Genomic DNA, 23,037 nt, shown 5'->3' with positions numbered 1-23,037 from the left:
GATGAGGGCTTTTTGAGGTGTTATCAAGGCACTTTGATGTTGATTGCGGGCCTAGCCTGGCCGCATGACTACCTGGTTCTCGGCGGCCGACTGCCGCCTGACGGAGTTCCGGGCCCTGGTCGAGCAGCAGACGGACCGGGCCGACTACCCGCACGCCGCCGAGGTGCGGCGCAATGTGCTGATCTACGAGCCGGACGTGCTCGCCGCGGACCGTCGCGAGGTGCGGTCCGAGCTGGTCCGGGCGCTGCTGGACGGCCCCGGCATCGTGGTCTTCCGGGGCGCGTTCGAGCAGGCCGTGGTCGATCGCGCCACCGCGGTCTTCGCCGCCATGATCAACGATCAGAAGGCGGCCGGGGTGGCCGGCGGGGACCACTTCGCCCCGCCGGGCGCGAACGACCGGGTCTGGGGCGCGCTGGACAAGTTCGCGCTGCGTGACCCGGCGGCGTTCGCCGACTACTACGCCAACGATTTCCTCGCGTTGATCTCCGCGGCCTGGCTGGGCCCCGGCTATCAGGTCACCTCGCAGATCAACGTGGTCAACCCGGGCGGTCGGGCCCAGGTGGCGCACCGCGACTACCACCTCGGTTTCATGTCCCAGGAGCAAGCCGAGAGCTACCCCGCGCACGTCCACCGGCTCTCCCCGGCGCTGACCTTGCAGGGCGCGGTCGCCCACGTCGACATGCCGATCGAGACCGGGCCGACGCTCTACCTGCCGCACTCGCAGAAGTACCCGGCCGGCTATGTGGCCTTCCACCTCGACGAGTTCACCGCCTACTTCGAGGGCAACCACGTGCAGCTGCCGCTGGAGAAGGGCGATGCGGCGTTCTTCAACCCGGCGCTCTTCCACGGCGCCGGCACCAACCGCAGCGCGGACGTCCGGCGGATGGCGAACCTGCTCCAGGTGTCCTCGGCGTTCGGCCGCGCGATGGAGACCGTCGACCGGACGGCGATGTGCCGGGCGCTCTATCCGGTGCTGCGGGACTTCACCGGGAACGTGGCCAACGTGGTCGCCGCCGCCGCGGAGGGTTACGCCTTTCCCACCGACCTCGACCACGACCAGCCGATCGGTGGCCTCGCCCCGCAGACCCAGGCGGAGCTGCTGGAGCAGGCCCTTTCCGCAGAGTGGGACGCGCCACAATTCGAAAAATCCCTGCATGACCAGCAGGAACGCCGGGGTTGAGGAACCGGTTGCTGGAGGCGATCTTGGTTTTCGTTCGCTATGGTGGACGAGCGCCGAGAGCGGCGCGAGCCCCGGCCGAGAGGCGCTGCGACGGAATCCGTGCATCACGGAGATCCGCCACGCTCGGCCCCCGGGTCACCGTCGCAAGGGCGCCTCCCGATGAGGGGGGTGCCCTTCTTCATGAACGATCGTCTTCAGCAGCGCAACGGCCTCGACTTTGCCGTAGCCGACCTGTCCCTGGCCGCGTTCGGCCGCCACCAGATGCGCCTGGCCGAGCACGAGATGCCGGGCCTGATGTCGATCCGCGCGGAATACGCGGACACCAAGCCGCTGCGCGGCGCGCGCATCGCCGGCTCGCTGCACATGACCATCCAGACCGCCGTGCTCATCGAGACCCTCGTGGCGCTCGGTGCGGATGTCCGCTGGGTCTCCTGCAACATCTTCTCGACCCAGGACGAGGCCGCCGCGGCGATCGTGGTCGGCCCCGAGGGCACGATCGAGGCGCCCACCGGCACCCCGGTCTTCGCCTGGAAGGGCGAGACGCTGGAGGAGTACTGGTGGTGCACCGAGCAGCTGTTCAAGTTCGCTGACGGCCAGGGCCCGAACATGATCCTGGACGACGGCGGCGACGCCACCCTGCTCGTGCACAAGGGCCGCGATTTCGAGCTGGCCGGTGCCGTCCCCGCGACCACCCCCGAGGACACCCACGAGTACACGGTTGTCCTCGACACGCTGCGCCGCAGCCTGGCGTCCGACCCGCAGCGGTTCACCAACATCGCCGCCGGGATCAAGGGCGTCACCGAGGAGACCACCACCGGCGTGGCCCGGCTCTACAAGTTCGCCAAGACCGGCGATCTGCTCTTCCCGGCGATCAACGTCAACGACTCGGTCACCAAGAGCAAGTTCGACAACAAGTACGGCATCCGGCACTCGCTGGTCGACGGCCTCAACCGGGCCACGGACGTCATGCTCGGCGGCAAGCTCGCCGTGGTCTGCGGCTACGGCGACGTCGGCAAGGGCTCCGCGGAGACGCTGCGCGGCCAGGGCGCCCGGGTCGTGGTGACCGAGATCGACCCGATCTGCGCGCTGCAGGCGGCCATGGACGGCATGCAGGTCGTCCGGCTCGAGGACGTCGTCGCCGAGGCCGACCTGTTCATCACCACCACCGGTGGGCAGGACATCATCACGCCGGAGCACATGGCGCAGATGAAGCACAACGCGATCGTCGGCAACGTCGGCCACTTCGACGACGAGATCGACATGGCCGGGCTGGCCAAGGTCCCGGGCATCGAGAAGGTCGAGATCAAGCCGCAGGTGCACGAGTGGCGCTTCCCGGACGGGCACGCGATCATCGTGCTCTCCGAGGGCCGGCTGATGAACCTGGGCAACGCCACCGGGCACCCCAGCTTCGTGATGTCGAACTCCTTCACCAACCAGGTGATGGCCCAGATCGAGCTCTGGACCAAGCCCGACGAGTACGACAAGCAGGTCTACGTGCTGCCCAAGCACCTGGACGAGAAGGTCGCGCGGCTGCACCTGGACGCGCTCGGCGTCCGGCTCACCACGCTGACCAAGAAGCAGGCGGAATACCTCGGCATCGACATCGAGGGCCCGTACAAGCCTGAGCACTACCGCTACTGATCGATCGGGCCCGGGTCTTCCGCACGCCGGGAGACCCGGGCCACCGTCGATCATGAGCGCGGGAACGGCCGCCGTCCGGGAGAATGTCCCGGTGCATGTGGAGACGACGTTACTGTTCATCCTGGCCGGTGTCGGCGTGGTGGTCGCCATGCGCTGGGTCGGTGTCAAGACCGGCCTGCCCGCGGCCGCCCTGCTGACGCTCACCGGCATCCTCTACGCCGTCCTGCCCGGCCCCAACATCGAGCTCGACCCGCATCTGGTCCTGATGCTCATCCTGCCGCCGCTGCTCTACAACGCGGCGCTGGACTCCTCGCTGGTCGACATCCGCCGCAACCTGCGGACCGTGATCAGCCTCTCCGTGGTGCTGGTGCTGCTCACCGCCCTGCTCGTCGGGTGGGGCTTCAGCCTGTTCGTGGCCGGCGCCACGCTTGCGGCCGGGGTGGCGGTGGGTGCCGCGGTGGCGCCGCCCGACCCGGTGGCCGCGCTCGCAATCGGCAAACGGATCGGCCTGCCCCGCAACATCGTCACGCTCATCCAGGGTGAGGGCCTGCTCAACGACGCCACCGCGCTGACCCTGCTCAGCGTCGCGGTGGCCGCCGCCACGAAGGGCAGCTTCTCGTTCACCTCCGCGGTGGGCGAGTTCGTGATCATGGCGGCCGGCGGGGTGATCGCCGGCATCCTGGTCGCGTACGGGGTCCGGGCCGCCCGGCCGATCATGCAGGACCCGCTGATCGCCAACGCGATCTCGCTGGCCACGCCGTTCATCGCGTACCTGCTGGCCGAGCGGGTGCACGTCTCCGGCGTGCTCGCCGTGGTGGTGGCCGGCCTGATCGTCGGGCACGACATGCCGAGGCTGGGCTCGGGCGCGAGCCGGCTGCAGGTCAGCGCGGTCTGGCGGCTGGTCGACTTCCTGCTGGAAGGGCTGGTCTTCCTGATGATCGGCCAGCAGCTGCCGGCCGTGGTCCGCGGGCTGTCGCAGTACGCCACCTCCACGATCGTCATCGCGGTCGCCGTCTCCGTCGGCGTGGTGCTGCTGCTGCGCCCGTTGTTCCTGGTGCTGACCCAGATGCTGCCGATCTCGCTGCACACCCGGCTCGGCGGCACCAGCGACGAGAGCGAGCAGCGCGGCCGGGAACGGGAACGCCGGCTGAACGGCAAGGAGATCACCGCGCTGAGCTGGGCCGGCACCCGCGGGGTCATCACCCTGGCGGCGATCTTCACCGTGCCGTTGACGACCGACAGCGGCGCGCCGTTCCCCGACCGCGACCTGCTGCTGTTCTGCGCGTTTGTGGTCGTGCTGGTGACGCTGGTCGGCCAGGGCGTCACGTTCGCCCCGCTGGTGCGGATGCTCGGCCTGCGCGCCAACGAGGCCGACAAGGTGCGGCTGCGCAACGAGGCCCGCTCGGCGTCGGTGCAGGCCGCCCTGGACCGCCTCGACGAGATCGACCACGAGAAGCACGACGACATCGAGGACGCCGCGATCGAGACGATGCGCAAGCAGCTCGGTCACCGGCTGGAGCGCTACCGGCGCCGGCTGGACCTGCTCGACAAGTCCGACTCGGACGAGGTGCCGCACTCGCCGCAGTACGAGGCAGGGCTGCGCGTGCGGCGCGCGGTGATCGACGCCCAGCGTGATGAGCTGCTGCGCTGGCGGGACGCGGACCGGCTCTCCGACGAGGGCCTGCGGGTGCTGGAACGGGAGCTCGACCACGAGGAACGGCTGCTGCCGGACCGTCCTCGTTAGCTGCTGCTCGCGTACCCGGGTCAGGAACAGCGGCGCACCGCACACCTCGAGGAGTTCACCGGCCCGGACCAGCTCCCGCCGGGCCGCTCAGGTGGGAAGGTCCCGGCGCCGGAAGCCGGCCAGCCCGGCCGCCGCCAGCAGCACGGCGATCAGCGTCAGGATGACGAACGGCGTCGCGGTGGCGTGCCCGCCCGGCAGGTGCGGCACGTGGGAGAACGGCGAGATGTCCAGCACCCACTGCGACAGTTGCATCGCGGCGCCGAACAGCAGCACCAGCACACACCCGGCAACCGCGCCCCAGGCGGCCGGGGTCAGCCGCGGCACCAGCCCGAACAGCGCCGCCGCCACCGCGGCCAGCACCCAGACCGCCGGCACCTGCGCCAGCGCACCGCCCAGCACGCTCAGCACCTGGCCGCCGACGTCGCCGGACGCCAGCCCGTGCACCAGCCCGGTGACCGCGCCGGCCACGGCGAGCGCGACGGCCGGCCCGAGGAACGCGAACACGGCATGGCTCAGCAGCCAGCGCCACCTGCTCGTGCCGGTGGTCAGCAGCATCTCGGCGTGCCCGGCGCTCTCCTCGTCGCGCAGCCGGAGCACGGCCTGCACCGCGTAGCCCGCCGCGATGAGCCCGAGGATGCCGGTCACCCCGGCGAAGAAGCTGTCGATCGCCGCGGCGGCGCCGCCGAGCCGCGTGAAGATCTCGGCCAGCTCGGGGCTGTCCGCGACCAGGTCGCCGATGCTCCCCGCGACCCCGCCGAAGACCAGCCCGAGCAGCGCGAACCCGCTCACCCAGCCGGCCAGCATGCCCCGGTGCAGCCGCCAGGCCAGCGCCAACGGGGACCGCAGCCCAGAGGCGGCGACCGCGGGGCCGGGCCGGGTGGGCAGCACTCCGACGCCGATGTCCCGGTGCGCGGCCAGCACCACGGCGGCGCCGACCAGCAGCGCGCTCAACCCGACGGCCGGGATGATCGGCCACCACACGTCCGCCCCGTACGGGAACAGGCGCTGCACCCAGCCGATCGGCGAGAGCCAGGAGAGCCAGCCGGTCGCGCCGTCGCCGATCCCGCTGACGTCGCCGGCCAGGCGCAGCACGTAGGCCACCCCGAGCACGAGGAGCGCGATGGACCGGGCGGCCCGGGCCCCGCCGGCGAGCTGGGCGGCGACCGCGGCGACGGCGGCGAACATCCAGCCGGCCAGCATGAACTCCAGCGCCAGCAGCACCGAGCCGGTGACCGGCAGCCCCTGCGCGATCATCACCGGCGCCAGGATCAGGGCCAGCACCGCGTCGGCGGCGAAGGTGACGATCACCGCCGCGAAGAGCCCGGCGTGCCGGGACACGGCGGCGGCGCCGACCAGCTCGGTCCGGCCGGCCTCCTCGTCGGCCCGGGTGTGCCGGATGATGGTGAGAACGCTGAACAGCGCGATCATCACCGGGATGAACCCGGCGCGCCAGGCGACCAGCTCACCGAGGCTGCTGCCGTGCAACGGGCCGTAGAGCGCCACGAAGCCGGCGTTCTCCGCGCTGACCCGCGCGTAGGTGAGCCGTTCCGCATCGGTCGGGAAGAGCGCGTCGAACGACGAGAAGAAGCCGGCCGGGATGACCGCCAGCGGCACCACCCAGAGCGGCAGCAGCGCCCGGTCGCGGCGCAGGATCAAGCGGATGAGCTGCCCGGTCCCCTTCATCGCACGGTCTCCTTGCGGTACTGCCGCAGAAACAGCTCCTCCAGCGTCGGCGGCTGGCTGACCAGGCTGCGCACGCCCACCCCGACCAGCTTGCGCAGGGCCGGTTCGAGCGCCTCGGTGTCCACGTCGAACTGCACCCGGCCGGCCTCGACGCGCAGGCCGTGCACGCCCGGCAGGTCGGCCAGCCCGTCGACCGGCCCGGTCAGCTCGGCCTCGATCGAGGTGCGGGTCAGGTGCCGCAGGTCGGCGAGCGTGCCGGTCTCCACGGTCCGGCCCTCGCGGATGATGGTGACCCGGTCGCACAGCGCCTCGATCTCGGAGAGGATGTGGCTGGACAGCAGCACGGTCCGGTCGTTGCGGCGCTCCTGAAGGATGAGATCCCGGAACGCCTCCTCCATCAGCGGGTCCAGCCCCGAGGTGGGCTCGTCGAGGATCAGCAGCTCCACATCGGAGGCGAGCGCGGCGACCAGGGCGACCTTCTGCCGGTTGCCCTTGGAGTAGGCGCGGCCCTTCTTGCGCGGGTCCAGGTCGAAGCGCTCCAGCAGCTCGTCGCGGCGTCGCGGGTCGAGCCCGCCGCGCAGCCGGCCCAGCAGGTCGATGACCTCGCCGCCGGAGAGGTTGGGCCACAGCGTGACGTCGCCGGGCACGTACGCGAGCCGCTTGTGCAGCGCGGTCGCGTCGGCCCAGGGGTTGCCGCCGAGCAGGGTGGCGCTGCCGCTGTCGGCCCGCATCAGCCCCAGCAGGATCCGGATGGTGGTCGTCTTGCCGGCGCCGTTGGGCCCCAGGAAGCCGTGCACCTCGCCGGTGCGCACGTGCAGATCCAGGCCGGTCAGGGCCCGGGTGCGCCCGAAGCTCTTGCTGAGCCCCGCGACGCTGATCGCCTCGGTCATCTATGACTCCTCAGGGGTGACGAGCCGGTCCAGCGCCGCGTACGCCTGCTCGGCCTGGGTGGCATCCAGCAACGGCTGCGTGAAGATCTCGATGGACGCCCGGAGCAGGCGCGCGTTCTCGGCGGGCGGGTCGAGCTCGGCGCCGAGCACCTGGGAGATCCGGTCGCGCATCAGGAACATGCCCATCTGCATCGCGACCAGCACGGCCGCGTAGGCGCGCGGGTCCTTGCTCTGGATGGGCCGGTCGGCGAACCATTCCACGCCGGCCTCGACGAGTCGCTCGAACATGACGGTGGCCGCGGCCGATCCGTCCATCATGGACCGCACCAGGTAGCGCTGGAGCAGCAGCGACTCGGGGTGCGTCGTGGCGACCAGGCCGGGATCGGCCAGGCCGCCGCGCGCCACCAGCTGGGTCCGGATGGTGGCCATCCGGGCCAGCGCGAACTCGTCGCAGGCGTCCCGCAGGCCGTCCTTGGACCCGAAGTGGTGGCGCAGCAGCCCCGAGGACACCGACGCGGCCTGCGCGATGTCGCGGATGGTCGCGGGACCGATGCCCCGGTCGGCGAAGAGCCGGATGGCGGCATCGCGGATCCGGGCCCGAGCGGTCAGGTCACTGTCGCTACTCACATGTGTAGGTTATTACACACACGTGTAGCCGCCTAGCCCGAAAACCAGGATCTTCAGGTACGGCGGGCAGCAGCGACGGCGACCGCGTGGTCCACGGCCGAGCGCGGGCTGGTCAGCACCGGCACGGTCAGGTCGCCGAGCAGCTCCGCGGCCGGCACCAAGCTGGCCTGGGCCAGCACGATCACGTCGGCGTCCAGGGTGCGCACGTGCGCCGCCACCGCCTGCCGGTATCCCTCCAGGTCACCGGCCTCGAAGAAGGCCCACGCCGCCAGGCACGGCGCCGGCTCGACCTGCGCGTCGACCGCGCACTCCAGCAGCAGCTCGCGGGTCGGCGCCAGGGTCGACGCCACCGAGGCGACCACCGCGATCCGGCCCCCGATCGCCACGGCCGCCTCGGCCATCGGCCGGTCGACCCGCACCACCGGCACCGGCAGCTCAACCCGTTCCGCGTAGCCGCTCAGGGTCGAGCAGGTGCACACGATGACGTCCAGCCCCTGCCCGGCCAGCTCCCGCAGCCGGTCGCCGAGCCGGGCTGTCAGCGCGGCGTCCACGCCGTGCGCCCGGGCGTCGGCCAGCAGCGTGGGGTCGACCACGTGCACGTCCCGGTGGCCGCGCTCGGCGGCCAGCGCGCCGAAGGTCGCGACGTGGACGTCGGCGGTGTGCAGGAATCCGATCGTGGGCATGCCTACAGCATGCCAAGCCCCGCGCTCCAAGGGCCCGGCCCGGGCTGACAATGCGAGTGACCGGGCGGTGGTCAGTTCGGCCAAATTGCGATTCGTGGCGGACCGGCCGCCGCCCGGGAGCCCTTTCGCGACAATTAACCGTCATCGGTCTGCGCCATTGTCTGGCGCGCCAGAAATTGCTCCTGCCACATTCGATGGGTATGCGCCAATGCCGCCTCGGCCGCCCGGACAGTCGCCGAGGCGGCGGGCTCGGAAAGCAGCACATCGGTGGCCGACCGCAGCCCCGCCACGAACTGCTCGCCCTCGGCGGTCAGCCCACCCGAGCTCTCGACCGCGGTGAGACCGCGGTCGACCTGCAACCGCGCCGCCACGAAGCGTTTCTCGGCGAGCTGCTCGATGCCCGGCGCCGCCCGCAGGGCCCGCCAGGTGTCCGCCACTGCGACGAACGCGTACACGCCCTGCAACAGGCCGGGCAGCGGACGCGGGTCGGTGCGCCACGGCGCGAAGTAGCGGCCGGTGTCGTCAGGTCGGGTCAGCCGGGTCAGGTCGAGCACCGCGCTCAGCTTCGAGTGCTGGAACTCGTGCACCATCGTGACCGCGAAGTCCGCCGCCGTGGCCGGCCGGGTCAGCCCGAAGACGCCGAAGGCGTGCCGGAGCGTCGCGCTGCGAGCGGTGTTGTCGTCCCGCACCAGCGGCACCAGGGTCCGGAGCCCCACCTGCAGCTCCGCGGCCCGGTCCGGCAGCCAGTCGGCGAGCAGCCGCCAGGATTCCTCGAACGTCGCCTGCCAGAGCTTGATCTCCGCGGCGCTCAGCCGGTTGGCCGGCGGCACGTGATGCCCGTGCCGATACGGGTGCAGGTCGTCGAGCGCCGGGGCGAAACCCAGCCCCGCGGCCTCAGCCCGCAGCCACCGCACCGGCAGCCAGTCACGCCCGGCGGCCGTGGGGTCATCGGGGACGGACACGGTCGCCGTACCGGATCTGACCGTGACGTGGCCTGCGGCAATGACGATCTCGGCCGTCCCGGCCGCCGGGACCACCGCGGCGCCGAGGCCGGGCAGCACCACCAGGCCGTCCTGCACCGCCACCGCAACGCGGCCGTCCAGGCCGGCGGCGGCGCAGGCCACCCCGGCGAGCGCGCCGAGGTGCCGGAAGTCGGCCGGGTCGGCGCCGCCCCGGCGGACGGCCCGGGTGACGATCGCCGCCCAGGCGCCGACCAGCGGCGCGCCGACGACGTCACGGAAGACCTCCGGGGCCTCGGCGCGGACCCGGTCGAGCAGCGCCATGATCGCGGAGGGCTCGCCCGCGGCATCCGGCCACTGCGCCAGCAGGTGCCTGATCAACAGCAGGTGCTTGCTGAGCTGCGCGGCTCGCAGTTCCCGGACGGCGGCCGGGCCGCCGCCACCGCTCGCCACAGCGGTACGCAGTGCGGGGCTCAGCTGGTGAAACGTGGTCATCCGGCTCCCGAGGTCCGCGCCGGCCCGAGGTCGTCCGCCACGCGGGTGTGCACGTGTTTGATGAGTTCGGTCAGGTCTGCGCAGTACACCGACGGATGCCGGAATCCCCGGCCGGCCCGATAGCGGTGGGCGTAGTGCCCGCCGCCGCACACCCGGTGCAGGCCGCACTCCAAGCAGGCCGGCGAGAGGGCGTGGATGCCGATCTGCCGGGCCACTATTCCCGGGTCCGCGAGGGCGGCGTCCAGCTCGTCGTGGTGCACGTCGAGGCCGGTGGCGCAGGCGCCCTCGTACGCGGACTTGAGCGCGTCGACCTGCTCGATCGTCCCGTCGGACTCGATCACCAGCACGCCGGACGGGCTCAGGCCGACCTGCTCGCTGTGGCTGGCCCCGGACAGGATCAGCCGGACGATGTCGTCGAAGAGCTTGATCGGCACCGGCCCCCCGGCGCTGAACCAGCGGTCGAAAACAGCGCTGAGCCACCGGGCGTACGGCGTGCTGGTGCCGGGTGGTGACCACGGCGGCTGGTCCCAGTTGGCGTGCGGCAGCAGGAAGTCCAGCGCCGGCGGCTGGAAGGCGAGCAGCTCCTCGTAGCAGGCGATCGGGTCGGTGTCCGGGGCCACTGTGCACAGGATGCCGGCGTACACCTGGCTGTTCTCGGGGCGGCGCAGGATCTCCAGCCCGTGCGCGACCGCGGCGAAGCTGCCACTGCCGTTCGGCATCCGCCGGTGCCGGTCGTGGTCGGCCCGCACGCCGTCGACGCTGACGCCGACGCGGATCCGGTGCTGCCGCAGCGTCGCCACCGTCGGCTCGTCCAGGCGCACGCCGTTGGTCTGCAGGCCGATCTCGACCTGGCACGATTCGGGCAGCGCCACCCGTACGGCCTGCGCGAGCTCGCCCAGCCGGTCGGCGCCGTACAGCAGTGGCTCACCGCCGTGCAGGACGACGCGGACGCCGCTCAGCTCGTGCCGCCGGACGTGGTCGCCGAGCCGTGCCAGGGCGGCCCGCCACACCTCGGGCGTCATGGACACGGGCCGGCCCCGCCAGCTCTGGTCGGCGAGTTCGTAGACGTAGCAGTAGTCGCAGGCCAGATTGCAGCGCTGGTGCACCTTCAGGACGACATCGTGGAACGGGGTCGGCCGCCAGCCCGCGGCGTGCAGGGCGCGGACGTCCAGCTCCGCGTACGGCCACGGTGCGGCGGCACGCTGCGCCGCCCGCACCGTCTCGTAGGTCACGTGTCCGAGGCGAACGACTGGAAGGCCGAGATGACGCCGTTGGGGTCGTCGATGCTCTCGAAGACCTGCCGCAGCGACCGGGCCACCACGTCGTTGGCGTCCACCGGCAACCGATCGAGCGGCAGCTGACGTACGTCGATCAGCTGGATCGGCAGCTTTTCCTTATTGTCCACAATGTACCCTTTCACCATACAGAAATGATCAAGCAGAGTAAGGATTTGTCCGCAAAAGCGGTCGATTGCGTAAGCCAGACTGCACCGTAGCGCCCCGCGAGGTGAGTCTCCACTCACTCTCGGTCAAGAGTTGTCAGGCGGCTCCGGCGGCGTTCCCGGATCAGCGCCGCAGCCGGTTCTCGGCCCGCAAGCGGTCCAGCACCTGGTGCAGGGCCGCGACCGCGGTGTCCGGCTGCCCGGGACCGTCCAGTTCGTCGAGCAGATCCGTCCAGGACAGGTCGATCGCCGACGGCAGGGCGGTGATCTGGTGGAGCCGCAAGGGGAGCCTGCCGAACCTGCGGATGATCTCGTCGGCCAGGTCGCCGGTGATCCCGCTGTCCCGTCGGCACAGGAACTGGATCGACTCGGCGCGGTCGAAGTCCGGGACCTCAAGGCCCGTGTGACCGCCCCACCCCGGGTCGCGGCTGGTCACGATCACCTCGCCGCGGGTGGCGGGCAGGCCGCCGTGGAGGTCGTCAGCCTCGGCATTGTCCAGAACCAGGAGACAGCGGCCGTGGGCCAGGGTGTCGCGGGCCCGTTCGGACTGGTCGGCGGGCAACCACCACACCGCGGAGTACTGCTTGGCATGTCGGTGCGCGTACTCGAGGGCCAGCTGGGTCTTGCCCACGCCGGGGGCGCCGGACAGGAGCAGAGGTGCGTTCGGCGCCTCGCTCAGCCGCCGGTGCATCGCGTCGAGCAGCATCTCCCGGCCGGTGAAGTGGGGATTGCGCTCCGGCAGCGGCAGCACCGGCCGGCCTGCCGGTTCCCGGGGCCGGCTGCCCGGCTGAGCCTTGATCCACAGTTGGTGGATCTCCCGCAGCCACTCCTCGACGTCCTGTTCCTTGACGGACTTCGCGACCAGCGCGGTGACGATGGACTTCACCTTGGCCCAGGCCGGAATGGTCTTGCCGCCGAGAGCCGCGCTGACCGTCTCGTGCGAGACCGTGTCGAGCTGGTCGCCCTCGGGCTGTCTCCGCTGGTAGGTGTACTTGCTGATCTCCCGGCTCGGCGGCCGGCCGGCCTCGTCGTAGAGCTCGTGCAGCGCCTTGACGAGGTCCCGGTGCGGTTCGGACGGGAGCAGTTCGAGATTGGGCAGCTTGATGGCCAAGTTCAGCACCCTCCGAACCGCAGCTTCCGTCACGTCATCGCCGACCCCAGAGGATCGCATAGCCGACGATGACACAACGAGCGACCCCGGCCGGACGTATTCATCAATGCGCAAAAAGCCGTCAGGAAAGCGCTACGGAAAACGGCGGCGGGTAAAGAATCGGAGCCTATCTTAGACCTGGCGGAATTCGATGCCGAGCAGGCTCGCCGCGGCCCGGTAGTCGGCCGCCCGGTGATCCAGCGACAGCGACCAGTGGTGGCCCACGCCGGAGGCGCTCCAGTCGTCCACCCACTCGCCCGGGTCGCGGCCGAAGTCGACCCGGCTGGTCGTGTTGCCGATCGCCAGCAGCGGGCCGGGCACAACCGTGCCCTCGGCGGCGATGAACGACAGCGAGCCGTCCCGGTCCTGGCCGAGCCCGAGCAGGGTGACCGGGCCGGGCCGGACGTCGAACTCCACGCTGACGCCCCAGCCGCGCTTGCCGTGGTAGACGCCGAGGCCGCGCAGCAGCGGGTCGCGCGCGCTGACCGCCAGGTGCGCCGGGCCGTCGTGGCCCATCTCCACGACGTTGTCCTCGAAGTTCAGTGCCTGCAGCTCGCAGAACGAGCCGCCGGCCCCGACGGCCTGGGTGGCCAGCTGCGCCACCGTGGTGCGCAGCTCGTACTCGCCGGTGGCCGGGATGCCGCGGGCGGTGAGCAGGGACGCGCCGAGGATCATGCCGGCGCCGAGCCGTTCGTGCTGCTCGCCGTCGAGCCCGCGGTGGTAGTACGCGAGGCTGTCCAGCGCGAAGTCGTCGACCAGCCGGTCCAGCGCGACCGACACCGTCGCGCCCCAGGCGAAGTCCTCCTCGCGGACCGTGTCGTCCAGCGTGAAGATCTCCCGGGCCAGGTCCATCCGCTGCTTGGTCTCGGCCTCGGTCACCTGCTCGACGCGCTGGCGCAGGTCGTCGAACTCGAGCACCTCGACGTGCGAGCCGAAGGTCGCCGGCAGCAGCGTCAGGTCGGTCGAGACGTCCAGCATGCCGGGGTAGAGGTGGCCCATCAGGCCGTGCCGGGCGTGCCGCAACGCCGCGCGCACGTGCGCCGCCCGGATCCACTGGCCGATCCGCCGCCAGGCCGATTCCTGCCGCAGCCAGCCGGAGACCGACCGGAACGGGATCCCGGCCCGGCGGAACGTGTTGCCCATCTCCGGCACCGGGCACTGCCCGCAGTACGCCAGCCAGGCCCCGGTGTCGAACGACGCGTGGTCCATCTTCTCGGTCGGCTGCAGGTCGATGACCAGGACCGGAGTGTTCGACCGCCGGGCGATCGGCAGCACCATCGAGGCGGTCAGGTACGTCGTCAGGAACAGCACGATCAGGTCGCAATCGGCGCGGCGCAGCTTCTCCGCGGCAGCCGCACCCTCCTGCGCGTCGGAGATGAAGCCGACGTCGATGACCTCGGTGTCCATCTCCTGGAACCGCTGCGAGACATATCGGGCAGATTCCTGCAGTTGGGGCAGCAGGCTCGGGAACTGCGGCCAGTACGTGCCCAGCCCGCCCGCAACCAGCCCTATCCTGGCCTGCCGATGAGTCACGATGCCTCCAGAAGGATGACGTGCAGGCGGCGGGGGCCGTGGACGCCCTCGACGCGGTTGAGTTCGATGTCGCTGGTGGCGGACGGGCCGCTGATCCAGGTCAGCGGCCGGCCGGGCGCCAGCCGGGTCAGCGCCTCGGGCACCGAGGCCACCACCTGGTCTGCCCGTACCACGCAGATGTGCAGGTCCGGGAGCAGCGAGATGACCCGCCGGCCCTGGTCGGCGGAGCCGTCCAGGACGATCGTCCCGGTCTCCGCGACGGCCACCGTCGCGGCGGTGAGCACGCCACCGGCGACGGCCAACGTGTCCTGGCTCAGCCCCTCGTCGCGCAGCACCTCGACGCCCTCCGGCAGCCAGGCCGGGTTGATGCCGGGCGGCACGACCAGCGGCGCCGGCGACAGCGCCGCGACCGTCTCGGCGATCGAGACGCCACGGTGCACCACGGCCTTGTAGTCCTTGAGCCGTTCCACCAGCAGGTCAAGGTCGGCGACCCGGTCGCCGCGACGGTACTCACGGGGGATCTCGGCCGGCGCCGCGGTCTCGCCGAGCGCGGCCCGGATCCGGCCCAGGATCACCTCGCGGCTGCTCATCGCTTCGCCCACCAATCACGGAAGGTCTCGGCCGGCGGTTCCGGCAGGTCCCGGCTGGCGGTCCAGCCGCTGAGCGGCGGCGGCAGCCGGTTGCCGGCCAGCTTGCTGAGCTTGGCGGCATGCTGCGCGGCCGCGTAGAGCCTGGGGTGGTCCATCGTGTACGCGGCCGCCCGCATCGCCGCCCGTTCGGCGCGTGGGTGCGGCACTTCGTTGCGCAGATGCACCAGGATCGACGGGATATCGATCTTCACCGGGCAGGCGTCGAAGCAGGCGCCGCAGAGCGACGACGCGTACGGCAGCGAGGCATTGTCCTCGACCCCGGTGAGCTGCGGTGACAGCACCGCGCCGATCGGCCCCGGATAAACCGACCCGTACGCGTGCCCGCCGGTGCGCTCGTAGACCGGGCACACGTTCAGGCACGCCGAGCAGCGGATGCAGTGCAGCGCCTGGCGGCCCACCTCGTCGGCCAGCACCGCGCTGCGCCCGTTGTCGAGCAGCACCAGGTGGAAACTCTGTGGCCCGTCGCCGGGCGTCACCCCGGTCCACATCGACGTGTACGGGTTCATCCGCTCCCCGGTCGACGCCCGCGGCAGCAGTTGCAGGAACACTTCCAGGTCCTGCCAGGTCGGCACCAGCTTCTCGACGCCCATCACGGTGATCAGGGTCTCCGGCAGCGTCAGGCACATCCGGCCGTTGCCCTCGGACTCCAGCACCACCAGCGTCCCGGTCTCCGCGATGGCGAAGTTGGCGCCGGACACCGCGACCTTCGTACTCAGGAATGTCTCGCGCAGATAGCGCCGCGCCGCGCCGGCCAGAATGACCGGCTCGTCGGTCAGCGCGGGGTCCACCCCGGGCATCTCGCGCAGGAAGATCTCCCGGATCTCCGCGCGGTTGCGGTGGATCGCCGGCACCAGGATGTGGCTGGGCTTGTCGTGGCCGAGCTGGACGATGAGCTCGGCCAGATCCGTCTCGACGGCTTCGATGCCGGCCGCCGCCAGCGCCTCGTTCAGGCCGATCTCCTGGGTGGCCATCGACTTGACCTTGATGACCCGGTCCTCGCCGGTGGCCCGGACCAGCTCGGTGACGATCCGGTTGGCCTCGTTCGCGTCCGCCGCCCAGTGCACCACCCCGCCGGCCGCGGTGACCTTCTCCTCCAGCTGCACCAGCAGCTCCGGCAGCCGGGCCATGGTGTCGGCCTTGAGCGCCGAGCCGGCCGTCCGCAACTCCTGCCAGTCGGGCAGCTCGGCGATGACCGCGCCGGACTTGGCGCGGATCGTCGCGGTGGCGTGCCCCAGGTTGCGGCGCAGCTGTTCGTTGCCGAGCGCCTTGTGCGCGGCGGCCGGGAACGGCTCCTCCCCGCGCAGGTTGCCCACCCCGCGGGGCGCGGTCGTCGGCATCCCTAAAAAGGTGGTCATGAGTCGGCCTCCGTCGCGGCGAGGATCTCGGCGAGGTGCACGGTCCGGACGCCCGCGTCGATCCGGGACAGGCCGCCGCCGATGTGCATCAGGCAGGACGAGTCGCCGGCGGTGCAGACCTCCGCCTTGGTCTCGAGCACGTGGCGCATCTTGTCGCCCAGCATCGCGGCCGAAGTGTCGGCGTTCTTCAGCGCGAACGTGCCACCGAAGCCGCAGCACTGGTCGGCCGCGGGCAGCTCGACCAGCTCCAGCCCGCGGACGTGCCGCAACAGCCGCTGCGGCTTGTCGCCGACCCGGAGCATCCGCAGCGAGTGGCAGGTCGGGTGGTACGTCACCCGGTGCGGGTAGTACGCGCCCACGTCCTGCACCCCGAGCACGTCGATCAGCAGCTCGGAGAGCTCGTACGTGCGCGACCCGACATCCTCGGCCCGGGCGGCCAGCCCCTCGTCCCCCGCCGACCGGGCCACCATCGCGTGCTGGTGCCGTACCGATCCCACACACGACCCGGAGGGCGCCACCACCACGTCGTACGGTGCGAAGGTCTTGACGTGCCGCCGGACCAGCGGCAACGCGTCCTGCTGGTAGCCGGTGTTGATGTGCATCTGGCCGCAGCAGGTCTGCCCGGCCGGGAAGACCACCTCGTGGCCGAGGCGTTCCAGCAGCCGCACGGTCGCCTTGGCCGCCGCCGGGAACATGGTGTCGGCCAGGCAGGTCACGAACAAGGCGATGCGCATGTCAGGCCTCCAGTCGGCGCTCGACCGCTCGCCACGCGGCCGCGTCGCCGCGCGGCTCGTAGCGCACGATCTGCTGAGTCTCCCGCAACAGGGCCCGCAGTGCCGAGAGGTCACCGCTGATCGCGCCGGCCGCGCGGGCCTGGACCAGGACGTTGCCGAGCGCGGTGGCCTCGACCGGGCCGGCCAGCACGGGCAGCCCGCAGGCGTCCGCGGTGAGCCGGCAGAGCAGCTCGTTGCGGGCGCCGCCGCCGACGATGTGCACCGCGTCGACCTGCCGCCCGGACAGCTCCTGGGCCTGGCGCACGGCTCGCCGGTGGGCCAGCGCCAGGCTGTCCAGAATGCACCGGATGATCTCCGCCGGCCCCGACAGCGCGCCCCCGCCGGCCCGGGTCAGCCGGCCGACCATGTCCCCCGGCGGCAGGAAGACCGGGTCGTCCAGGTCGACGACGGCCCGGAAGGCGGGCACCGCGGCGGCCTGCCGGAGCAGCGCGGGCAGGTCCGGCGAGCCCCACTCCCGCAGGCACTCCTGCAGCGGCCAGAGCCCCATGACGTTGCGCAGGTAGCGGACCGTCCCGTCGACGCCGCCCTCGTTGGTGAAGTTGGCCAGCCGCGAGGCCTCGGTCAGCACCGGCGCGTCCAGCTCCACCCCGACCAGCGACCAGGTGCCGCAGGAGATGTAGGCGAAGTTCTCCCCCGCCGCCGGCACCCCGACCACGGCCGACGCGGTGTCGTGCGACCCCACGGCGATGACGTCCGGCGTGCCGATCCCGAGCGCCGGCAGCACCGGGCCGATGACCGAGCCGGGCGCCCGCAGCGGCGGGAAGAGAGTGGGCCGGATCCCGAGCGTGGTCATCAGTTCTCCGGCCCACCCACCCGAGCCTAGGTCGAGCAGCTGGGTGGTGGAAGCGTTCGTGATCTCCGCCCCCTTCTCGCCGGTCAGCCAGTACGCCAGCAGGTCCGGAATCAGCAGGAGCTGCCGGGCCGCCTCGAGCTGCGGCGTGCCGGCGGCCGCGACGAGCTGGTAGATCGTGTTGAACGGCAGCTTCTGCAGGCCGGTCAGCGCATAGAGCTTGTCCTCGCTGATCGCCGTCGCGACCTTGGCGGCCACCCCGTCGGTGCGCGAGTCGCGGTAGTGCACCGGGTTGCCGAGCAGCGCCCCGGTCGCGTCGAGCAGCCCGTAGTCCACCGCCCAGGAGTCGATGCCGATGCCGTCGACCGGTCCGGCCTGCCGCAGCCCGTCGAGCACGCCCCGGTACAGCGCGAGGATGTCCCAGTACAGGGTGCCGCCGGCGCGGACGGGCTCGTTGGGGAACCGGTTGACGGGCGCCAGCGACAGCGACCCGGCGCCGGCCCGGCCGACCATGACGCGCCCGCTGGACGCGCCCAGGTCGACCGCCGCGAAGGTCTTCACCGCAGGAACGCCGCCGCCACCCCGGCGTCCACCGGGATGTGCAGGCCGGTCGTGTGCGACAGCTCGCCGCCGGTCAGCACGAACACCGCGTTCGCCACGTGCTCCGGGAGCACCTCGCGCTTGAGCAGCGTGCGCTGGGCGTAGTAGGCGCCGAGTTCGGATTCTTCTACGCCGTACACGGCGGCCCGCTTGGCGCCCCAGCCGCCGGCGAAGATGCCGGAGCCGCGGACCACGCCGTCGGGGTTGATGCCGTTGACCCGGATGCCGTGCCCGCCCAGCTCGGCGGCGAGCAGCCGCACCTGGTGCGCCTGGTCGGCCTTGGCGGCGCCGTACGCGACGTTGTTCGGGCCCGCGAACAGCGAGTTCTTGCTGGAGATGTAGACCACGTCGCCGCCCAGGCCCTGCGCGATCATGACCGCGGCGGCCGCCTTGGCGACCAGGAACGAGCCCTTGGCCATCACGTCGTGCTGCAGATCCCAGTCGGCCTCGGTGGTCTCCAGCAGCGGCTTGGAGATCGACAGCCCGGCGTTGTTGACCACCAGGTCCACCCCGCCGAACGCGAGCACGGCCTCCTTGACTGCTTTTTCCACTTCTGCCTCGGAGGTCACGTCTGCCGCGACGGCCACCGCAGCATCCGGGCCGCCGATCTGGGCCGCCACCGTGCGCGCCGCGTCGGCGTCACGGTCAGCGACGACAACGCAGGCTCCCTCGGCGGCCAGCCGCAGCGCGATCGCCCGGCCGATGCCCGAGCCGCCGCCGGTCACGAACGCGACCCGGGTGGCCAGCGGCTTCGGCTTCGGCATCCGCTGGAGCTTCGCCTCTTCCAGGGCCCAGTACTCGATCCGGAACTTCTCCGCCTCGTCGATCGGCGCGTAGGCGGAGACCGACTCGGCGCCGTGCATCACGTTGATGGCGTTGACGTAGAACTCGCCGGCCACCCGCGCGGTCTGCTTGTTCGCGCCGAAGCTGAACATGCCGACGCCGGGGATGAGCACGATCGCCGGATCGGCGCCGCGCATCGCCGGGCTGTCCGGCCCGGCATGCCGCTCGTAATAGGCGCGGTAGTCCTCCCGGTACGCCGCGTGCAGCTCCCTGAGCCGGGTCTCGACCCCGTCGAGCGGGGCGTCCGGCGCGGTGTCGAGCACCAGCGGCTTGACCTTGGTCCGCAGGAAGTGGTCCGGGCAGGAGGTGCCGAGGGCGGCCAGCTCGGGCATCCGCTCGCGGCGGACGAAGTCGAGCACGACCTCGCTGTCGGTGTAGTGGCCGACCTGCGGGCGGTCGGTGGAGGCGAGGCCACGGACGACCGGGAACAGGGCGGCGGCGCGCTCTCGCCGTACCTCATCGGTCAGGGCCTCGTGGACCAGCGGGCCGAACGGCGCCTCGCGGCCGTGCGCGGCGATCCAGGCCGCGGCGGTGTTGATGATGTCCAGCGAGTTGGCCTCGCACTCGGCGCTGGTGGCGCCCCACGCGGTGATCCCGTGCCCGCCGAGGATGACACCGATGGCCTGCGGGTTGGCCCGCTGCACGGCGGCGATGTCCAGGCCGAGCTGGAAGCCGGGCCGGCGCCAGGGCACCCAGAGCACCCGGTCGCCGAAGATCTCCTTGGTCAGCGCCGGGCCCTCGGCGGCGGTGGCCAGCGCGATGCCCGCGTCCGGGTGCAGGTGGTCGACGTGCGGCGCGTCCACCAGGCCGTGCATGGCCGTGTCGATCGAGGGGGCGGCACCGCCCCGGCCGTGCAGGCAGTAGTCGAACGCCGCGACCATCTCGTCCTCGCGCTCGACCCCGGGGAACACCCCGGCCAGCGCCCGGAGCCGGTCCAGCCGCAGCACCGCGAGGCCGGACTCCTGCAGGGTGCCGAGGTCACCACCGGAACCCTTGACCCAGACCAGCTCGGTCGGCGCGTTGGTGACGGGGTCGGTCTCCGTCCCCTTCGCCGAGGTGTTGCCGCCGGCGTAGTTGGTGTTGCGGGGGTCGGCGCCGAGGCGGTTGCTGCGGGCCAGGAGATCGCTGACTGCGGGGTTCAACATGAGCATCCTTCGCAGGCGGGGCCGTGAAACGTTTCAGACGTTGCGTGCAGGTTACGGGCTGCCCGCAGGACCGGTCAATACCTCAAGACCGATCCAGCGAATGCCGCGCGACAACAAATCCCCCCACCGAAACACCCGTCCGGCCCGGCCACCGACGGCCCGCAGGGGCCCTGAAGGCAGCCCCGGGAATCCGGCCCCGGGCACTGTCGCCCGCAATTGGACCTTGGTAACGGATGGCCCCCTGGCGGCCAATTCGTACCCCGGTCTACCGGGCACCATGCAATCGGCCACAATCGGCGGGAGTGGCCCCGTGTCAACCGATCACCACCCAACTCGCGGACCGAAATCTCAGCGGCATGAGAACGCGAGCACACGGGGCGGCCCCTGCCGAGTCTCCGCACAGTGGGTTCGCGGGTTGACCGCCAGAGAGCCAGGACGGGTGACGAGCGCAGGGAGCAACCCGTCGCCGCACAGACACATTGACCTGTACGGATCGTGCCCTGCCGCGGATCGGTGAACCTGACTCCGGTCCGCTGACGACAACTCCTACCACCCTCACCACCCTCACCACCCTCACCACCCTCACCACCCCCGGCACCCTCACCACCCTCACCACCCCCGGCACCCTCACCACCCTCACCACCCCCGGCACCCTCACCACCCTCACCACCCCCGGCACCCTCACCACCCTCACCACCCCCGGCACCCCCGGCACCCCCGGCACCCTCGCCGCTCTCACCACCCTCGCCGCTCTCACCGCCGCGCCCGCTTGGCCCGGCCGCCACACCCAGCCCGGCCGCCACACCCAGCCCGCCGCGCCGGCGGCGGCAGCTCCTGCTGTTCTCGCCGGCGGTGCTCGGACAGCGCCGAGACACGCGTCTCCGTCACCCCGCATCGCCGGCGGCGCCCGAGCGAGCGCCAATCTTGTGGCACCACGGTCAGCTCCTCACCACTCGACCCTCGCCATTTCTGGATCGCGGTCCCCCCGGATCCAGCCCGTTGCCGGGTTCGTCCGGTATGCGGGATTAGCGGTCGTAGAAGTTGAGGGGTCATCTCAGGAGGAAAGGGGCGCGAGTGGTGGACCTTGTAGCGGTGTGGTTCGGCTGGAACGTTTTAGCTCACCAAGATCTGCGGGAAGGCTGCCGCTGAGCCTGCGACGGCGCTGAATGGCGAAGGTTGACCTCACCCCACCGCCACAAGATCGCCGCAAACGCCCACCACCACGCACCATTTGCGGCGTTTCGGGTTGTCGGCGGCCCGGATGGTGAGACACCTCTCCGGTGGGAGCTCGGCCGTCACGACGACCGCTTGTTCCAACCACGTGCGTGGAGCACTCACCGCAAGCAGGCGCGCGGAGAACCCTGCAATCAGCCTGCGTTCGGCGGGAGCGACGGTCAGCACCATGCAACCAGGCACGACACCATGCTCTTGAAGTTGATCTTGCCGATCGGGTCAGGGATCAGCCGCAGCGGGCCGGGCCGGGCAGCAGCGTGGCGAGCGGGCGGGCGGGCAGCAGCCGGGCGGGCAGGCAGCAGCGTGGCGAGCGAGCGGGCAGGGCAGGGCAGCAGCGTGGCGAGCGGGCGGGCGGGCGGGCGGGCGGGCAGCAGCCTGGCGGGCAGGCAGGCAGCAGCGTGGCGAACGAGCGAGCGAGCGGGCAGGGCAGGGCAGCAGCGTGGCGAGCGGGCGGGCAGCAGCCTGGCGGGCGGGCAGCGGCGGGGCGGCTGCCGGATGGTTGGTCAGTAGGCGCGGGAGCGGACCACCGTCGACGCCCGCGCGACCAGCTCCGGGACGAACAGCGGCTGCTGGTGGACGTGGTCCGGGTTGGTCGCCTCGTCGATCACCAGCGCCGCCGCGGCCCGGCCCAGTTCCTGCCGCGGCTGGCGCACCGAGGTCAGCGGCACCGCGGCCGCCGCCGCGAACTCGATGTCGTCGAAACCCACGATGGCCAGTTCCTCCGGCACCCGCAGGCCCGCGCCGATGCTCTGTTGTAGCAGGCCGAGCGCCAGCAGGTCGTTCGCGCAGAACGCGGCGGTCGGCCGGCGCCGGGCCGGGATGCCGGCCAGCCGCTCTCCCGCCGAGCGCCCCTCGGCGACGGTCAGCGCCGCCGTCGGCAGGTAGATCAGGTCTTCCGGCGGCAGGCCCAGTTCGGCCCAGATCTGCCGGGCGCCCTCCAGTCGCTCGCGGACCTGACCGATCGACTCCGGGCCGCCGACCACGGCGACCCGGGTGTGGCCCTGCTCGGCCAGGTGCTCGACCGCGATCCGGCCGCCCAGCACGTCGTCCACGGCCACCGAGCAGAACACCCCGCCGACGCCGACCCGGTCCACGAAGACCATCGGTACGCCGCCGCGCCGGCCGATCTCGGTCAGGTACGCCGCCTCCGGGTTCACCGGGGTGATCAGGATGCCCTGCACCCGCTGCTGCATGAGCCGGTCGAGGTGGACCTCCTCGCGCTCGGCCCGGCCGTTGCTGTTGCAGATGAACAGCGACAGGTCGGCGTCCTCGGCGGCCAGCTCGATGCCCTGCGCGACGTCGTGGAAGAACGGGTTGCTGCCGTCCAGCATCACGTACGCCAGCGTGCGGCTGGTGCCGGCGCGCAGCTGACGGGCGGACTCGTTGCGGACGAAGCCCAGCTCCGCCATCGCCCGCTCGACCCGCTCGCGGGTGCTGGGGCTGACCACCTCGGGCCGGTTCATCACGTTCGAGACGGTGCCCAGGGAGACGCCGGCTGAGCGGGCGACGTCCTTGACGGACGGTGTCCTGCCGTTGACCACGGGGCCCCCTTGAAACGTAGAAGCGACATCGTACGGCACCACTCGTATCACTGTTTCCGG

At 71.7% G+C, this 23,037-nt stretch carries 19 protein-coding genes; 3 read left to right on the top strand and 16 right to left on the bottom strand.

Annotation, left to right across the window (positions count from 1 at the left end):
- The first annotated feature begins 64 nt into the window (after nt 1-64).
- The 3 genes from ACIBQZ_RS01690 to ACIBQZ_RS01680 all read left to right on the top strand — a co-directional run bounded on the left by ACIBQZ_RS01690 (nt 65) and on the right by ACIBQZ_RS01680 (nt 4,565).
- Complete coding sequence (locus tag ACIBQZ_RS01690; RefSeq protein ID WP_396086517.1) at nt 65-1,180, top strand: phytanoyl-CoA dioxygenase family protein; 1,116 nt, start codon at nt 65-67, stop codon at nt 1,178-1,180.
- Between the two features lie 180 nt (nt 1,181-1,360).
- The gene (gene ahcY, locus ACIBQZ_RS01685; protein ID WP_396086516.1) at nt 1,361-2,821 is read left to right on the top strand and encodes an adenosylhomocysteinase; all 1,461 of its coding nucleotides are present in this window, start codon (nt 1,361-1,363) and stop codon (nt 2,819-2,821) included.
- Between the two features lie 52 nt (nt 2,822-2,873).
- Nucleotides 2,874-4,565, top strand: a complete 1,692-nt coding sequence (locus tag ACIBQZ_RS01680) for a Na+/H+ antiporter (RefSeq protein WP_396086515.1) — start codon at nt 2,874-2,876, stop codon at nt 4,563-4,565.
- An 87-nt stretch (nt 4,566-4,652) separates the two neighbouring features.
- Here the strand turns inward: ACIBQZ_RS01680 and ACIBQZ_RS01675 are convergent, their stop codons facing one another.
- The 16 genes from ACIBQZ_RS01675 to ACIBQZ_RS01600 all read right to left on the bottom strand — a co-directional run bounded on the left by ACIBQZ_RS01675 (nt 4,653) and on the right by ACIBQZ_RS01600 (nt 22,977).
- Nucleotides 4,653-6,248 (bottom strand): ABC transporter permease, encoded by a 1,596-nt coding sequence (locus ACIBQZ_RS01675; RefSeq protein ID WP_396086514.1) that lies wholly within the window; start codon nt 6,246-6,248, stop codon nt 4,653-4,655.
- Complete coding sequence (locus ACIBQZ_RS01670) at nt 6,245-7,138, bottom strand: ATP-binding cassette domain-containing protein (protein WP_396086513.1); 894 nt, start codon at nt 7,136-7,138, stop codon at nt 6,245-6,247. Before ACIBQZ_RS01670 ends, ACIBQZ_RS01675 begins: the two co-directional genes overlap by 4 nt.
- Nucleotides 7,139-7,765: a TetR/AcrR family transcriptional regulator gene (locus tag ACIBQZ_RS01665; protein ID WP_396086512.1), complete on the bottom strand. Its 627-nt coding sequence runs from the start codon at nt 7,763-7,765 to the stop codon at nt 7,139-7,141. It abuts the gene before it with no gap.
- 53 nt (nt 7,766-7,818) lie between these two features.
- On the bottom strand, nt 7,819-8,448 hold the full coding sequence (locus ACIBQZ_RS01660; protein WP_396086511.1) for an aspartate/glutamate racemase family protein: 630 nt from the start codon (nt 8,446-8,448) through the stop codon (nt 7,819-7,821).
- 134 nt (nt 8,449-8,582) lie between these two features.
- Entirely contained in the window at nt 8,583-9,902 is a 1,320-nt protein-coding gene (locus ACIBQZ_RS01655) for an HEXXH motif domain-containing protein (protein WP_396086510.1), read from the bottom strand.
- Entirely contained in the window at nt 9,899-11,134 is a 1,236-nt protein-coding gene (locus ACIBQZ_RS01650) for an FxsB family cyclophane-forming radical SAM/SPASM peptide maturase (protein ID WP_396086509.1), read from the bottom strand. The genes ACIBQZ_RS01655 and ACIBQZ_RS01650 overlap by 4 nt, the downstream gene beginning before the upstream one ends.
- Nucleotides 11,131-11,307, bottom strand: coding sequence for a hypothetical protein (locus ACIBQZ_RS01645; RefSeq protein ID WP_396086508.1), 177 nt, complete (start codon nt 11,305-11,307; stop codon nt 11,131-11,133). The genes ACIBQZ_RS01650 and ACIBQZ_RS01645 overlap by 4 nt, the downstream gene beginning before the upstream one ends.
- A 160-nt stretch (nt 11,308-11,467) precedes the next feature.
- Nucleotides 11,468-12,463 carry a hypothetical protein gene (locus ACIBQZ_RS01640; protein WP_396086507.1) on the bottom strand — a complete coding sequence of 332 codons (996 nt, stop codon included), beginning with the start codon at nt 12,461-12,463 and terminating at the stop codon, nt 11,468-11,470.
- Nucleotides 12,464-12,625: 162 nt separating this feature from the next.
- Complete coding sequence (locus tag ACIBQZ_RS01635) at nt 12,626-14,026, bottom strand: arabinose isomerase (RefSeq protein ID WP_396086506.1); 1,401 nt, start codon at nt 14,024-14,026, stop codon at nt 12,626-12,628.
- On the bottom strand, nt 14,023-14,616 hold the full coding sequence (locus tag ACIBQZ_RS01630) for a lactate utilization protein C (RefSeq protein WP_396086505.1): 594 nt from the start codon (nt 14,614-14,616) through the stop codon (nt 14,023-14,025). The genes ACIBQZ_RS01635 and ACIBQZ_RS01630 overlap by 4 nt, the downstream gene beginning before the upstream one ends.
- A complete protein-coding gene (locus ACIBQZ_RS01625) occupies nt 14,613-16,031 on the bottom strand; it encodes a LutB/LldF family L-lactate oxidation iron-sulfur protein (protein WP_396086504.1) in 1,419 nt (472 codons plus the stop codon). Before ACIBQZ_RS01625 ends, ACIBQZ_RS01630 begins: the two co-directional genes overlap by 4 nt.
- Nucleotides 16,028-16,765, bottom strand: coding sequence for a (Fe-S)-binding protein (locus ACIBQZ_RS01620; RefSeq protein WP_396086503.1), 738 nt, complete (start codon nt 16,763-16,765; stop codon nt 16,028-16,030). Before ACIBQZ_RS01620 ends, ACIBQZ_RS01625 begins: the two co-directional genes overlap by 4 nt.
- A 1-nt stretch (nt 16,766) precedes the next feature.
- Nucleotides 16,767-18,176, bottom strand: coding sequence for a rhamnulokinase family protein (locus ACIBQZ_RS01615; protein ID WP_396086502.1), 1,410 nt, complete (start codon nt 18,174-18,176; stop codon nt 16,767-16,769).
- The gene (locus ACIBQZ_RS01610; RefSeq protein WP_396086501.1) at nt 18,173-20,203 is read right to left on the bottom strand and encodes a bifunctional aldolase/short-chain dehydrogenase; all 2,031 of its coding nucleotides are present in this window, start codon (nt 20,201-20,203) and stop codon (nt 18,173-18,175) included. The genes ACIBQZ_RS01615 and ACIBQZ_RS01610 overlap by 4 nt, the downstream gene beginning before the upstream one ends.
- 1,182 nt (nt 20,204-21,385) lie before the next feature.
- Nucleotides 21,386-21,607, bottom strand: coding sequence for a hypothetical protein (locus ACIBQZ_RS01605; protein ID WP_396086500.1), 222 nt, complete (start codon nt 21,605-21,607; stop codon nt 21,386-21,388).
- A 332-nt stretch (nt 21,608-21,939) separates the two neighbouring features.
- Complete coding sequence (locus ACIBQZ_RS01600) at nt 21,940-22,977, bottom strand: LacI family DNA-binding transcriptional regulator (RefSeq protein WP_396086499.1); 1,038 nt, start codon at nt 22,975-22,977, stop codon at nt 21,940-21,942.
- Nucleotides 22,978-23,037: the final 60 nt, after the last annotated feature.

Origin of the sequence: Actinoplanes sp. NPDC049599 (genome assembly GCF_044465625.1) — a bacterium.
GTDB lineage: Bacteria > Actinomycetota > Actinomycetes > Mycobacteriales > Micromonosporaceae > Actinoplanes.
The sequence above is the reverse complement of the archived record's forward strand: the minus strand, read 5'-3'. Positions and strand labels throughout refer to the sequence as shown.